Source organism: Streptomyces sp. NPDC097981 (assembly GCF_040302565.1).
Classification (GTDB): Bacteria; Actinomycetota; Actinomycetes; order Streptomycetales; family Streptomycetaceae; genus Streptomyces.
This window is the reverse complement of the sequence record NZ_JBEORW010000035.1, coordinates 12,519-27,903: the sequence shown is the minus strand read 5'-3', so window position 1 is coordinate 27,903 and position 15,385 is coordinate 12,519. Positions and strand designations below refer to the sequence as shown.

Here is a 15,385-nt window from a genome sequence, read left to right as displayed (position 1 = left end):
ATGGAACAACGGGTTCTTGCGAGGTTGGAGATGACTGCGGCCGCCCGGTCGGTATGGACCGGGCGGCCGCAGTTGTGCCTGCCGGAGGGTGGCGGGCTGGTGTGGCTATACGCCGCTGGCGATCTGGCCGAGGCCTTCCCATCCGTTGACTCGGCCGTTGCCGATCCAGGCGCTGTAGGCGGTGCTGCTGCCGCTGCCGCGGAGCAGGAAGTCGGTGTGGGTGTCGCCGTTGAAGTCCGCGAAGTGGATGCGGTTGTGTTCGGTGGTCACACCCGAGGCGACCTGGCCGACGTTGGTCCAACCGCCGCCGACGTCGCCGCCCGCGTTGACGTGGACGTTGACGGAGCCGTTGGGGTTGATGACCCAGTAGTCGGCCTTGCCGTCACCGTTCCAGTCCGCCAGGCGTACGCGCGAGCGGTCGGTGGTGGTGCCGGTGGCGACCCTGCCGATGCCCTGCCAGGCGTTGGGGCCGCGGTTCAGCCAGACGTTGACGTTGCCGTTGTCGAGGATGGCGAGGAAGTCCGAACGGCCGTCACCGTCCCAGTCGGCGAAGCGGACCTGGTCCTGATTGGTGGTGACGCCCGACGCCACGATGCCCAGGTTCTGCCAGCCGTCGCCGATGTCGCCTCCGCGGTTGATGTGGACGTTGACGGAGCCGTTGGGGTTGATGACCCAGTAGTCGGCCTTGCCGTCACCGTCGAAGTCGGCGAGGCGTACGCGCGAGCGGTCGGTGGTGGTGCCGGTGGCGACCCTGCCGATGCCCTGCCAGGCGTTGGGGCCGCGGTTCAGCCAGACGCTGACGTTGCCGTTGTCGGCGATGCTGATGAAGTCGGGCTTGCCGTCACCGTCCCAGTCGGCCCACCGCACCTGGTCAGTGCCGCCGGCCTCGTTCGCAGCTGCGGAACGCCGCGGTTCGATGGTCTTGGTGATCCACTGGGCGAGGTCGTCGGTGCGGGCGGCGATGGCGCCCGTACGGGTTTCGGCCGGGTTGGTGCCCAGGCAGCCTCCCTGCCAGGAACGGCTGTTGACGCCGACGAGTTCACCCGCAGCGTTGAGGAGGGGGCCGCCGGTGTCGCCCTTGCAGATGGCGTCGGTGCCCTTGCCGGTGATCGCCAGGGTGGTGGCGGTCGCGGAGTCGAGGGTGAACGTGCCGGTGTGCAGCTTGCCCGGCACCCACTCGGTCTTCGTACGGCCGAAGCCGGCGGAGTTGAGGTCGGTACCGGCTGCGGGGGCCGTGGCGGAGACCTTGGCGGTGGCCGTGTCCCTGGCCGGCAGCACGAGACGGGCCAGGACCAGATCGCGTTCCGCGCGGGGGGCGATTTCGGTGACTGCGCGGGTCTCGCCGTTGGCCAGGGTGACGGTGGCCCGTACAGCGGGCGTTCCTGCGGTGACCTGCTCGCCCGGACGGGCGGCGAAGCAGCTGGCGGCGGTGGCGACCCACCACTGGTCGACGAGCGTGCCGGTGCAGGCACGGGAGTTCGCCTCGTCGCCGATGTTCAGCTTCACGACGGGTGCGTACTGGCCGGACGGGGCTTCCGGGCCGGTGAGGGCATGAGCCGGGGCGATGGTGACGAGGCCGGTGGTGATCGCGGTCGCAGTCACGACGAGGCCGGTCATCCGCGCCGGGCGGCGGAGAACAGACATGGGGAGCATCCTTATTGACGGGATTACAGTAGGTGCGCGAGTGGGCGAGAGGCTCGGTTGCGGCTGGCTCTGGGCGGCGGGTCCGTCGCTTCGTGGCTGCCGCGCTGTGGAGCTGCGGTTTGCGGCGCGTACGGATCGTGCTGTGCCGGCTGTTGGCGGCGAGGGGCGGCCGGACTTGGAGTTGCGCTCGTCGAGCCGTGTCCGGGGGGCGTCCGGCGGTGTCGCGCGAGGCGCCCCGGGCGTGGCGGCGCTTCCGGCTCGCCCCGGGCCGCGGGGAGCGGCCGCGCTCGTACCACGGTGGTGACCGTGGTACGGGCGGGCCGCCGATGAGCGGCGTTCTACTTGGTGGTGGTGGCGGTGATGTCGGTCGGGCTGGTGAGAGTGCCGGGGATCGCACGCCAGGCGGTCCAGGAGCCCACCGTGGTGTCGAGGGTGGTGTTCTGGACCTTGCCGCCCGCATCGGTGGCGTAGACGTGGACGTTGTTCGCCGCGGAGGCGCTCGTGATGCGGGTCAGGCCACTGCCGCCGATCTTGTTCCAGGTCGGCTTCCAGCTCCCGGCCAGGTAGTCGCCGGTCTGCGCGTAGAGCGCGCCGTCGGAGCCGATGGCCTGGACGTGGACGGTGTGGCCGATGTCGGAGACCGCGATGTCCTTGGCGCCGGTGAGGTTGCCGGGCAGCTCGCCCCAGACGGTCCAGTTGCCGGTGCGGCTGTCGAAGTCGCGGCCGTAGACCTTGCCGCCGTTGATGCCGTAGAGGCGGACGAAGGGGCCGGCCTTGACACTGGTGATGCTGGTCAGGCCCGTTGCTCCGGCGACCGGGGTCCAGGTGTCGTTCCAGCGGCCGGCGTTGTAGTCGCCGGTCTGCGTGTACAGGTTACCGTCCGAGCCGATGATCTGGACGTACAGCACATTGTTGATCATGGCGGCGGAGACGTCCTTGACGCCGCCGGCGTCACCGGGGATGTCGGTCCAGTCGCCCCAGGTGTTGGTGCGGGCGTCGTACGTGCGGTCGTAGACCTTGCCACCGGCGATGCCGACGTAGCGGATGACGTTGCCGTGTTCCACTGCGGTGAGGTTGGAGATGGTGGCGCCGCCGACGTTGGCCCACTGGGCGCCGAAGGCGCCGGTGTCCAGCTTGCCGTTCTGGCTGAACAGGGTGCTGCCGGCCGCTGCGGCGAGCGTCACCTTCGAGGGGGCGACGGCGACCGCGGCGGCGACGTCGGAAGCCCCGGAGAGGCCGCCCTGGACCTCGTTGAAGGCGGTCCAGGAGCCGGTGGCGGTGTTCATCGACGCGTTGCTGATCTTGCCGTTGGTGCCGACGGCGTAGAGCTCGACGCTGTTGCCGGACGGGATGCTGCTGATGCGGGTGAGTCCGGAGCCGCCGACCTTGGTCCACGCGTCGTTCCAGCGGCCGGCGTCGTAGTCGCCGAACTGGGTCCAGATGCCGCCGTCGGAGCCGATGATCTGGACGTGGACGTTGTTGCCGACGGTGCTGGAGGCGATGTCGACGGCGCCGCTGACGCCGCCCGGGACCGCGCCCCAGGGAGACCAGGAGCCGGTGCGGGTGTCGTAGTCGCGGCCGTAGACCTCGCCGCCGCCGATGCCCTGGACACGCACGGTGGTGCCGGACACCGCGCTGGTGATGTGGGAGAGCCCGACCGCGCCGACCGGGGTCCAGGTGTCGTTCCAGCGGCCCGCCTTGTAGTCGGCGGCCTGCTGGTACAGGTTGCCCTCGGAGCCGACGATCAGCACGTGGACGGTGTCACCGACCAGGGCGGCGGAGATGTCCTTCGCTCCGGCGGCGTCGCCGGGGACCTGGCCCCAGCCGGACCACTTGCCGGTCGCGAGGTCGAGGTCCTGGCCGTAGACGCGGCCGCCCGCGATGGCGTAGGCACGGACCGTGTCCCCGTGGCGGACCGTGCTCACCCGGGAGACGTCCTGACCGTCGGCCTTGCCCCACGACGCGCCGTACTCGCCGTACCCGAGGTCCCCGGACTGCGACCACATGGTGCCGCCCCCACCGGCGAGAAGGGTCACCTGGGCGCCTCCGCGCGGCGCGACGACCTGGTCGATCCACTGGCCGAGGCCGTCGGTGCGTGCGGAGACGGCGCCGGTGCGGGTCTCGGTGGGGGCGGTGCCGAGGCAGCCTCCCTGCCAGGAACGGCTGTTGACGCCGACGAGCTCGCCGGCTGCGTTCAGGAGCGGGCCGCCGGTGTCGCCCTTGCAGATCGCGTCGGTGCCCTTGCCGCTGATGGTCAGGGTGGTGACGTCGGTGGAACCGACCGTGAATGCGCCGGTGTGGAGCTTGCCGGGCACCCACTCGGTCTTCGTCCGCCCGAAGCCTGCAGCGGTCAGGTCGCTGCCCGCCGCCGGAGCACTGCCCGCCCGTCTGACCGGGGCTATGCCCGCGGCCGGGGCGTTCAGCCGCGCCAGGACCAGGTCGCGGTCGGCGGCACTCGCGGAGACCTCGACGACCTGACGTCCCTGCCCGTTGCTCAGCACCACGCCGGCCTTCAGCGCGGGCGCACCGGCCGGGACAGCCGCACCCGGGGTGGCGGCGAAGCAGCTCGCGGCCGTCAGCACCCAACGCGCGTCGACGAGGGTACCGGTGCAGGCACGGCTGTTGGCCTCGTCGCCCACGTTCAGCTGGACGACCGAGGCGTACTGGCCGGCCGGGGCCTCGGGGCCCGTGAGGGCCTGGGCGGGTCCGGCGGATGCGAGACCGGCTGCAACGGCGGTGGCGGTCGCGAGCAGGCCGGTCATCCGCGCGGGGCGCGGACGGGAAGCAGACATGTGGGCTTTCCTTAAAGCAGTGGACTGGGCCTGGTGCACAAACTCGGGTGTCGGCAATGCCGAGTGCTCTGTGTCAGTCGGTGATGGGCTCGACTTCTCGCTGTCGGCCTTGGCGGTGAAGCCGGCTCTGACGGGGTGGCCCTTGGTCCGGTAGCCGTGGACATCGGGGACTTCCAGCGTCAGGCAAGCCGTGCTCGGCCTGACGGCCGAGCAGAAGAAGACCCGGCCGGGCCGTCTGGCCGCCCGGCCGGGACCGGCCCGGCAGCCAGACGATGTGTCAGGTCGCTCAGAACTTCCAGACCTGGTCGGCGTACTGCGAGTCGCAGCCGACCTGGGTCAGCGGTGCGCCCCGTTCCGGCGTGCGCCACGAGACGTACATGCACTTGTCGGTTATCGAGTTCCGGATGGAGTAGCCGCCGCCGGCGACCGGCTCCAGCTTCCACACCTGGTCGGCGTACTCCGGGTGGCAGTCGAACTGCGTCACGGGCGCATCGTTCTCAGGAGTGCGCCACGAGACTATGAGGCAGCGGTTGCTGTAGTGGTTGCGGATCTGGTAGCCACCCTGCACCGGCTCCAGCTTCCAGAGCTGGTCGGCGTACTGCGGGTCGCAGTCGACCTGTTGAGCCTGGGCTCCGTTGTCGGGGGTGCGCCAACCGACGTACGCGCAGCGGTTGCTCAGTGCGTTTTGGATCGAGGCGGTCGTGAAGCGGACCTCCTGCAGCCAGTTGGCGAGGTCGTCGGTGCGGGTGGAGATCGCGCCCGTACGGGTCTCGGTTGCGAGGGTTCCGAAGCAGCCGCCCTGCCAGGAGCGGGAGTTGACCGCGACGATCTGGCCGGAGGCGTTCAGGAGCGGGCCGCCGGTGTCGCCCTTGCAGATCGCGTCGGTGCCCTTGCCGGTGACGGCGAGGGTGGTGGACGTGGCGGAGTCGAGGGTGAAGGTGCCGGTGTGGAGCTTGTCCGGCACCCACTCGCTCTTGGTACGGCCGAACCCGGCGGCCCGCAGCTCGGCACCGGTCGCCGGGGCCGCGCCGGCGAGGGGGGCGGGCGTGATCCCGGTGACCGGGGTGGCAAGTCGTACGAGGGCGGCGTCCCGGTCGGTGCGCGGCGAGACCTCGGTGATTTCGACCGTCTTGCCGTCGCTGAGCGTCGCGGTGGTCTTGAGGGCCGGCTTGCCGGCCGAGACCGCGGTTCCCGGGGTGGTGGCGACGCAGCTCGCGGCGGTCAGGACCCAGTAGCGGTCGACCAGGGCGCCGGTGCAAGCACGGGAGGTGGCCTCGTCGCCGATGTTGAGCCGGACGGCGTAGGGATGCGCGTCGGCTGCAGGCTCGGGGCCGGAGACCGCGACGGCGGGGGTGGCGGTTATCAGGGCGGTCGACAGCAAGGCCGAGGTGGCCAGCAGGCCGGAGATCCGCGCGGCGCGCGGACGGATTGCAGACACGTTGTGTCCTTCGAAGACGGGGCGCGCGGGCATGGCCTCGCGAACGCCGGGGCTACTTGCTGGTGCGGATTTCCAGGAGCATGAAATCTCGGCCCTGTTCGTCCGCGGTCTCACCCACGGCCGTCCAGGTGTTCTTGTCGACGGTGAACGTCTTCTGCTCGGCGCCCGTGGTCATGTTGACCTGCGAGGCGTATGCATTTCCCTTGATTCCGAATACTGACGGGATTTCCAGGCTCAGGTAGCCATTGTCTCCGATCGTCCGGAAACAGACCTTCTCGTTTTTGTGTGAGAAGACCTCCATCTGCTCGGGCGCGCCCGTGCACTCGGCGAGGAGGATGTGCCGTTTCCGCTCTTGAGCTTGATCTTCTGTTCCGCGAGGATTTTGTCGGCGTTCGGGTATGCGAAGTCTTCCACGGCATATCCTGGGCCCTCGTCGGCGATCGACCTTGTTGCGAGGGTTTCCGCAGCGGATTCGCCGCTCATCCCGCCTGTGACTGCGACCCAGGCCAGAGCGCCTGCACTCGCGGCTGCGAGGGTGATTCGCAGAATCGTGCTACGCATCTTCATTTTCGTCCATTTTTCGATCCGGGTGATTCTTGCGAAATGTGCAAGTGGGAATTTGGGTAAAGGCAGGGCGTGTGAAGCCGGGGAGCCGTACCGTGTGGTCACCTGCGGTCGGCCGACCTTCTCGCTGATTCGGGGAAGGCCGGCCGACGGGTGCGTAGCGGGCTGCGAGCAGGACCGGTTACAGGTACCAGCTCTGGGTGGCGAAGGACGGGTCGGAAGAGTGCTCCCACTGCTGGGCGGGTGCGCCGTTGTCCTTGCTGGAGTTGCTGATTTCCAGGGTCTTGCCGCTGTTGACGTTGCTGATGTTCAGGCTGACGGTGCTGCCGGCCTGCTTGATCGTCCAGAGCATGGTGGGGATGTCGTGGCAGGTGTACTGCTGCGCACGGGCCCCGTTGTCCTTGTTGGAGTTGACGATCTCCAGGCACTTGCCGCTGTTCACGTTCACGATCTGGTAGACACCCGCGGTGGCCGTGGGCCGGAACTCCCACTTCGCGCCGGCCTGCGCGCCGCAGCTCCACTGCTGGGCGGGGGCACTGTCGTCCTTGCTGGAGTTGACGATCTCCAGGCACTTGCCGCTGTTCGCGTTGCGGATCTGACCGCCTGCGGGCAGGGGAAGGGGAGAGGGCCAGGCGTGGGTGCCCCCGGCGACGGCACCCTGGCCGTTGCCCTTGTAGAAGTTGAAGCGCTGCTGGTCGCTCCACAGACCGCCGAGGTCGTTCTTGCCGTCGCCGTTGAAGTCACCGGACAGCAGGACGGGCATGTTGTTCCAACTGGTGTCGGGCCACATGGAGACACCGGCGTCGAGGCCGCCGGCGGCGTTGCCGCTGTAGCGGCGCAGGGCGCCGTCGGAGCCGATGGCGACGATGTCGTCGCGGCCGTCGTTGTTGAAATCACCGGTGGTGATCTTCTGGATGCCCAGCCAGGTGTTGTCGGGCCACATCGTGCGGTTCTGGCTGGTGAGCACTCCGTCCGGGGTGGTGGAGTAGGCGTGCAGAGACCCCTTCGCGTCACCCGTGCCCCAGACGGCGAGGAGCCCGTCCCGGTTGGAGCCCGCCGCCCGGTACCGTTCGAGCTGGCGCATGGCGTCCCAGTTGGTGCTCGCGTCCGCCCACATCGCCTTGCCCTCGGCCAGGCTGCCGTCGGGCCGTCCCGCGTACAGGCGCAGAGCGCCGTCGCTCCAGACGGAGGCGATGTCGGTGAACCCGTCGCCGTTGAAGTCACCACCGATGATCTTCTTGGCGGGACCCCAGCTGCCGTCGGCCCGCCACAGCGGGCGACCGTACTCGAAGGTGCCGTCGGGCCGGCCCGCGAAGGTGTGCAGGTTGCCGTCGGTGGTGACGGCGATGATGTCCGTACGGCCGTCCTGGTTGAAGTCGCCCGTCCCCATCACCTTGGTGACGTTGGGCACCACGGACGCCAGACGCACCGCGGGGATGGTCTTGCGGACCTGGTCCACCCAGGCGGCCACGTCGTCGACACGGACGTCGAGCGCCCCGGTGCGGGTCTCGGACGCATCCGTGCCGAGACAGCCGCCCTGCCAGGAACGCGAATTGACCGCCGCCAGCTCCGGGCCGCCGTCGGTCTGGCGCAGGGCCGGGCCGCCGGTGTCACCCTTGCAGACCACCGCATCGCCCGATGCGTCCAGTCCGAGCGTGCCGCCCGCGACGGAGGCCACGGTGAAGGCACCGGTGTGCGCCTTGTTCGGGACCCATTCCGTCTTCGTCCGCCCGAACCCCAGCGAAGTGAGCCGGTCCCCGATCGCCGGGGCGGTGGTGGCGACCTTGACCGGGTCCACTCCGACGACCCGCCAGGCGAGCTTCACCATCACCAGGTCACGGTCCGCGTGCGGAACGAGTTCCACGGCCTCGACCACGGTGCCCGTGGACTGCGTGAGGTCGGTGCGCCCCACGGTGACGGTCGTCTTCAGGGCCGGCTTGCCGGCCGGCACCTGCGCGGAGCCGTTGCGGAAACAGGACGCGGCGGTGATCACCCACTGGGCGTCGACCAGCGCGCCCGAACAGGCCGCCTTGTCGCCCACGTTGAGCTTGGCGGCGAAGGCGTAGCCGGTGCCCGGAGCGTCGCTGCCGCCGAGGGCTGCGGCGGGGCCCGCGGCGACCAGTCCGCTGCCCACAGCGGCGGAAAGCACGGCGGCAGCCCACGCGGTGCGTGAACCATGTACGGACATGAAGATCCTTTTTAGGTGTGCGAGGGATCAGGGCCCGGCCGGGCCCTGGGGTGGCGGCGGCGGCCAGGCGAGTCGTCGGCCCGCAGGATGCGGGCCGGGAAAAGCAGCCGAGGACGCCGGGTACTCGTGCTCGGCATGCCCGGGGGCGGCCCCTACGGCTACTTGGAGGTCCTGATTTCCAGAAGCATGAAATCGCGGCCCTGCTCGTCCGCGGTCTCACCCACGGCGGTCCAGGTGTTCTTGTCGACGGTGAAAGTCTTCTGCTCGGTGCCGGCAGACATCTCGACCCGCGCAGCGTAATTGTTTCCCTTGACTCCGAAGACCGCCGGGATCTCCAAGCTCAGGTAGCCCTTGTCTCCGGTGACCCGGAAGCACACCTTCTCGCTCTTGTGCGAGAAGACCTCCATCAACTCCGGCGCGCCCGTGCATTCGGCGAGGAGTATGTGCCCGTCTCCGCTCTTGAGCTTGATCTTCTGTTCGGCGAGGATTTTGTCGGCGTTCGGGTACGCGAAGTCTTCGATGGCATAACCCGGACCCTCATCGGCGACCGCCTTCGTGGCGATGGATTCCGTGGAGGATCCGCCAGTCACCCCTCCCGTGGCTGCGACCCAGGTCAGAGCCCCTGCAGCCGCAGCTGCACCGACGATTCGCAGGATTGCACTACGTGCCTTCATCTTCATCCTTAGTGTCGATCCAAGGTGTTCGCGAGCATGCGTGAGTGCGCAATGAAGGAAGGGGCTCGCCCAGCTTCTCGTGCCCCCCGGTCACGGCTGCCTGACGCCATCGAAATGTGAATTCAGTGGCGTTGCGCACTGGCTGGCGATCTTTCGAATGAAACCAAGCCGTACGGCATTCAGCCAAGAGAATAAATAACTCCATAACGGGACATATCCCCCATCGAGGGGGTGACTTGTGTCACGCCGTGAAAGGGTTGCAGCGGTTTTTCGAAAACTTGAGGGCGGGATTCAGCCATCTTTCGGACACGGTGCCGGTCGGGTTCCGGTCGGGTATGTTCCGGGCGCTTGTGCTGCATAAGGTCGGGTCATCGCCGTTCCGGTGAGATATTCCCGGGACGGGATTCGACCTCGACCGCGAGGAATCGGAATCAGAGAGGTTCTCCTGTGCAGGAAACGTTTTGGAGCCGGCGCCGTTTCACCACCGCCCTCGCGGCGAGTGCCGCCGCCGTGTCGACTCCCCTGCTGTTCACCACACCCGTACGGGCAGCCACCCGCGCCGCCGCCGCCCCGGCCGGCGACGCGCTGGCGCTTCCGGACACGGACCGGGCCAAGGCCGTCAAGGCGTGGATCCTGGGCGGACGTTCGGCCAAGGAAGCAGCTGCCTACGCACTCGCCGGCACCGACCGGGAGATCACGACCTTCCTCACCGAGCAGTTGCCGAAGGCCACGCGGATCGACAACCGTGTCGCCGCGTTCACCTACCTGGGCTACGGGGGCAAGAGCGTCCGACGGGACGTGAGCGCCGCCCTCAACGGCGGGGACGAGGCGGTGTCCGCGTTCGTCAAGGACGGCTTCCGTTCCTCGGTCACGGAGGACATGCGGGTATCGACCCTCTCCGTCATGGCCAGCGGCGGAAAGAGCGTCAAGCGGGACGGCAACGCCGCACTGACCGCCGGCACGGACCAGGCGCTGGAGCAGTTCCTGCTCACCGGCCAGTACAACGCCAGGCTGGAGGACATGCGGGTGGAGATCGTCCGCAGCCTCGCCACGGCCGGCCCGGAGCTCAAAAAATACGCGAACCGGGCCCTGAGCGGGACCGCGGACGACATGCAGTGGTACCTCGACACCGGCCAGCACATCGCACGTGCCCGCGACCAGGAGGCCGCCACCATCGCCCAGCTGGTCGCCGTCGTCGAGCGTGAGAGCGCACGCGCCCGGGAGCAGACCGACCTTGCCGTCGAGGCCTCCGCGCGTGCGACGACAGCCGCGAGCAAGGCCAAGGAGAAGGCCGAGACGGCCGCGGCCGAAGCCGAGAAGGCAAGGGACGACGTCCGGAGGTCCGCCGATGCGGCCCGCGAAGCCGCCACCGCCGCCGGCGGAGCCGCGTCCGCCGCCCGGACGGCCATCCGGGCCTCCTCCGCCGCGGTCCAGGCGTCGCAGCGGGCGTCCTGGGCGGCCACGGCCGCCTCACAGGCAGCAGCCGCCGCCGGATCGGCGGCCACCCGCGCCTACAACGCCGCGATCGCCGCGTCGAAGGACGCGACGAAGACCGAGGAGGCGAAGAACGCCGCCGTCGCCGCCCGCGACGCTGCCGCGAAGGCGAATTCCGCTGCCAAGGCGGCCGACGACGCGGCCGTCGCATCCGAGCAGTCCGCGAACGCCGGCCTGGCCGCCGCCGACGCGGCTCGTGACGCCGCGTCCGCCGCCAAGGCCTCCGCCCAGGCGGCCGAGGCCTCCGGCGTCGCGCAGGGCGAGGCGGCCGAGGCCAAGCGCCAGGCTGAGATCGCCTCCTCCGCCGCCAACCAGGCGACCAACGCCGCCTCCACGGCCCAGGCACTGGCCTCGGCCGCCGCGCGGGCTGCACGCGCCGCGAACAGTGCGGCCAAGTCCGCCGCCGCACACGCCGAGAAGGCCGCCGATGCCGCGGAGGAGGCCGTCAAGTACGCCGGCCAGGCCATCGACTTCGCAAACAAGTCCACTGCCTACGCCGACGAGGCGGTCAAGGCGGCCAACGTCGCGACGCAGGCCGTCTCGGACGCCCTGGATGTGGAGAAGAACGCCCGCGCAGCCGAGGCGGCCATGCTGACGGCCGACAAGCTGCAAGGCATGAAGGAAGCCGCGCAGCTCGCCCAGCTGGACAAGAGCGAACGCGCGGCCGCCCTGAACAAGCGCACGCAGGCACAGCAGACCGCACAGGCCACCAAGGACCTCATAGCCAAGGCGGAGCAGGCCCTCGGCAACGACGAGCTCGCCGTCGCCGCCACCCTCGGCCGCCAGGCAGCCGTCTCACTGCTGGACTCCAAGGGCACCTGGACCCGTCAGGCCGCCCGCTTCGCACTCGCCGGATCCGACTACGACGTCCACTCCTGGATTGACATCGACCGGCGGCTCGCCGAGTCCCAGGACAACCGCGAGACCATCCTCTTCATCGCCCAGGTCTCCGAGCCGGCCGTCGCGAAGGCCGCGGTCCAGGCCCTCGCCGGGGGCGTCCCCGCGGAAGGGGACTTCAACACCTCCGGCGTCATCAGGTCACGTGCCGAGGACAACAGGGTCAACATCCTGAAGATCCTGCACGAGAAGCCCGGCAAGGTCGTCGCCAAGGCCGCCAACGACGCGCTCAACAAGAACACGCCGGAAGCCCTCCAGAAGTTCTTCGACGAGGACCTGGCCAAGGCGGTCGAAGAGGACGACGCCGTCGAGACCATGAAGGTCATGGCCAGCGGTGACGCGTACGCCAAGGCCTACGCCGAGGTGGCCATGGAAGGCCCCGCATGGATGCGCCGGAACTTCGTCGAATCCGTCCGGCACCGGGCCGCCCAGCTCGACTACGACTCCCTCAGCCACGCCGCCGCCATGCAGGCGGCCATCGCGGCAGCGGCCAAAATCGCCCAGGAGGCGCAGCGGGACGCGGCACTCGCCTCCCAGGTCGCGGCGGTGGCCCGGGACGCCGGCCAGAAGGCGCAGGAGTGGGCACAGAAGGCGCTGGACTCGGCGCAGCAGGCCGACGACTACGCGACCGCGGCCCGCAAGCACGCGGACGCGGCGGACAAGTCCGCCGCCGACGCCCAGGCTTCGGCGAACAAGGCCAAGGACGCCGCCGCCACCGCCCAGAGCGCCTCCCGCGCGGCGAACAACTCCGCGAACCGTGCCATCGACGCGGCCCACAGCGCACAGGCCTCCGCCTACAGCGCCGCGGCATCCGCAGCCAATGCCCACCAGGCCGAGCTCGCCGCGGGCCGGGACGCCAAGACCGCTGCCGCGGCCGCCGCCGAAGCACGCCAGATCGCCGCGGACAAGCGGACGGCAGAAGTGAAGGAAGCCGCGCGCGTCGCCGCCGAGCAGGCACAGAAGGACCGGGACGCCAACCGCAACCCGTCCGACACGAAGAACAACGACACGGTCAACCCCAAGGGAAGCCAGCCCGGCAAGGACGAATGGTGGAACGACGCCAAGTGGTGGGCTGACACCGCCGACAAGGTGAGCACGGCCGCAGGACTCCTGGCAGCAGGTTTCACCGTCTCATGCGTGTTCTTCCCGGCGGCACCCGTTCTCGGCAGCATCGCCGCCGTCTGCCTCGGCGTCTCTGTCGTCGCCGCTGGAGTCAGCGTAATCGCCACGGGTATCGAATACGGCTTCACCAGCGGCGAATTCGTTTCATCCGCAGGCCGCACGGCACTGGGACTCGTCACCCGCGGCGGCGGACGCGCAGCCGCCGCTGTGGCCAAGCCGGTCGTCAAAACCGTGGAGAAGGCCGCCGGGGCCGCATCCAAGTTGCTCTACGACCTCGTCGCCTGACAGCTGACCCACCACGACCACCCCCTGGTCACGCCGGCCCGTTTGCCTCGGGCCTTGGGCCACGGGGGGTGGTTCGGCCTGTGATGAAACGTTTCCGCCGGTCGGTCGGCCGGCCCGACACGGCGGGCACGACGCGCCGACCGGCCCCCCGGGCCGGCGAGCGCCGTACCGGACCCGCTCCGGGATCAGATCCCTCAGCGGCAGCAGCAATTCCATTGATCGCCCCGGGCGACGGAAGGCACTTCGGCCCGACTGATCGCGAAGTCGGCCAGATGTCGCCCGGGGTGGCTTCCCACCGAGAGAAGACATGATTTCACCACGCTGGAGACGAATACTTCCCGGTCTCCTCCTCGCATTGAGCCTCACCGCGACCGGCACCGCCGCCGCCGGCCAGGTCCCCGCCCCGGGCGCAGCCGGCGAGGCGGGCAGCGTCGACCCGAACGGCCTGACCGGTGTTCCATCCGGCATGACCCGGCCCGCCACGATGACTCCCGGGGAGAAGTGCGAGCCCACGCCCGCCGGCTCCCAGGAGCGCAAGGCGGGGGCCGTGCAGGCCTGCGTCACCACGATCGCCAAGCCGGCGCCCCCGGCCAAGCGGAAGGCCCGCGCCGCAGCGCAGCCGACGGCCGCGGCTGCCGCCGCCGACACGGGCAGCTGCTCACTCGCAGCCCCCAGGACCTGGTACTACAACCGCTTCACCTACTGCGTCCGCGGCCTGACCGTGCTGTACACGCTCAAGGACAGCAACGGCACGGAGGTCGGCACCGGAACCCTCGACGTGTCGAGCAGCGCCGTCCTGCCCGCCAAGGGCACGACGTGGAACGAACTCGTCACGGTGACCATGACCGGTGCGACAAAGGCCGTCAAGTCCCTGAACGTGCGGTTCAAGCCCGCCTGCTCGGCCGGCTGCAAGGTCACCAAGTCCCCCCGGTGGACGAACAAGCTCATAGTCCCGGACCAGGTCCTCGTCGGCGACGTGGGCTACGAGTCCACCCCGGCTCCCGGTACCAAGGTCGACTTCACGACGTCGTACGAGTTGTTCGTGTGGTCTCCCGGCGCCCAGATCATCGACCCGAGCGCCTCCTGGAGCAACCCGGAGAAGATCCGCTGCGACGACGCCGTCCGGGACACGACCACCACGGGCACGCCCGAGCCCGGCTGCGTCGTGCCCAGTTTCATGCCGGTCGTCAAGATGAGCGACCAGCAGACCCCGGCGGGCGCCGGAGCCGCTGCGGCCGGCTACCTGTGGGCCCAGACCAACCTCGGCGGCTGGGGACGCGACAAGCCGCTGACCCGGGCGAAGGGCGACGTGGCCGGCCGGACGGCTCGGACCTGCGGAACCTTCCAGGCCCTCACGGCCCTCGTTGCGGACGACAGCTGCGGCGAGTTCCCCTTCGCGGTCACCCGCGAAGGAGGAATCGACGGTGCCCAGTGCGCCGAGATCCTTCCCCGTCACAGCACCCGCGGGGGGTGGGTCACCGATGTGCTGGATGGCGGACCGGGCAGCCCCTGCGCGCGTGCTCACGTCCCGTTGGCGGACAAGCAGGCCGGTGAGGCCCAGCTCGCCGAGGGCTTCGTGAACCAGCGAGTGGTGGAGGACGACCAGTTCAAGGTGGAGATCTCCGGTTCGATCGCCGAGCCGCAGGCCGTCTGCCGCCAGAACGCTCCCGCCGGATCGGACCCCTGGGGCAACGGGTGGATCAAGAACACCACCGATCCGGTTGCGCACATCGACAAGAACACCAGGCCGCCGGGGCCGGCCGGTGAGCGGGCAGCCGTGGCTCAGACGTGTGTGGGCATCGCGCCCAAGAAGGGCACCGACGCGACGAAGGAGGACATCACCGGTTGGCTGGACGCCGACCTGTTCCGTACGGCCAACTCGTCCACGGCCGGGCTCGCCCGGTGCCATCTGGTACCCAACGTCCTCGGCGGCAAGGGGCAGAAGAGCGACGGCGGACTGCGCAATCTCGTTCCCTGCTGGCAGGTGGGGATGAACACCGGATCGCCCAGCATGCGGACCTACGAGGCCGTGGCCGAGAAGGCGGTGAGGGAGGTCAAGGAAGGTGGCATCCTCGGGCCGAACGACGCGATCTTCTACCAGGTGACGCCCGTCTACCTGAACGCCGACAGCACGATCCCCCAGAGCGTCAAGATGAGCGCCAGGATCGAGCGTTCGGACGGAACGACCCAGCCGCTGTTCCCCGACGTCGAGATCACCAACACCTATAAGAACACCGGACAGCTGAACCTCGGAAACTAGCCCCACCTGATTCGAGCCATCGGGAGC

At 69.5% G+C, this 15,385-nt stretch carries 8 protein-coding genes; 2 read left to right on the top strand and 6 right to left on the bottom strand.

Going from position 1 to position 15,385, the window contains the following annotated elements:
- Positions 1 to 105 precede the first annotated feature (105 nt).
- The 6 genes from ABTY04_RS28735 to ABTY04_RS28710 form a co-directional block, all read right to left on the bottom strand.
- Positions 106 to 1,644: an FG-GAP-like repeat-containing protein gene (locus tag ABTY04_RS28735; RefSeq protein WP_352216308.1), complete on the bottom strand. Its 1,539-nt coding sequence runs from the start codon at positions 1,642 to 1,644 to the stop codon at positions 106 to 108.
- 338 nt (positions 1,645 to 1,982) lie between these two features.
- Complete coding sequence (locus ABTY04_RS28730) at positions 1,983 to 4,436, bottom strand: trypsin-like serine protease (protein WP_352216307.1); 2,454 nt, start codon at positions 4,434 to 4,436, stop codon at positions 1,983 to 1,985.
- A gap of 286 nt (positions 4,437 to 4,722) precedes the next feature.
- Positions 4,723 to 5,874, bottom strand: a complete 1,152-nt coding sequence (locus tag ABTY04_RS28725) for a trypsin-like serine protease (RefSeq protein ID WP_352216306.1) — start codon at positions 5,872 to 5,874, stop codon at positions 4,723 to 4,725.
- A 52-nt stretch (positions 5,875 to 5,926) separates the two neighbouring features.
- A complete protein-coding gene (locus ABTY04_RS28720; protein WP_352216305.1) occupies positions 5,927 to 6,049 on the bottom strand; it encodes a hypothetical protein in 123 nt (40 codons plus the stop codon).
- A gap of 570 nt (positions 6,050 to 6,619) precedes the next feature.
- The gene (locus ABTY04_RS28715; protein ID WP_352216304.1) at positions 6,620 to 8,626 is read right to left on the bottom strand and encodes an RICIN domain-containing protein; all 2,007 of its coding nucleotides are present in this window, start codon (positions 8,624 to 8,626) and stop codon (positions 6,620 to 6,622) included.
- 158 nt (positions 8,627 to 8,784) lie between these two features.
- Positions 8,785 to 9,306, bottom strand: coding sequence for a hypothetical protein (locus tag ABTY04_RS28710; protein ID WP_352216303.1), 522 nt, complete (start codon positions 9,304 to 9,306; stop codon positions 8,785 to 8,787).
- 441 nt (positions 9,307 to 9,747) lie between these two features.
- Between ABTY04_RS28710 and ABTY04_RS28705 the strand changes: the two genes are divergently transcribed.
- A complete protein-coding gene (locus tag ABTY04_RS28705; protein WP_352216302.1) occupies positions 9,748 to 13,098 on the top strand; it encodes an ALF repeat-containing protein in 3,351 nt (1,116 codons plus the stop codon).
- Between the two features lie 355 nt (positions 13,099 to 13,453).
- Positions 13,454 to 15,358 carry a hypothetical protein gene (locus tag ABTY04_RS28700; RefSeq protein ID WP_352216301.1) on the top strand — a complete coding sequence of 635 codons (1,905 nt, stop codon included), beginning with the start codon at positions 13,454 to 13,456 and terminating at the stop codon, positions 15,356 to 15,358.
- Positions 15,359 to 15,385: the final 27 nt, after the last annotated feature.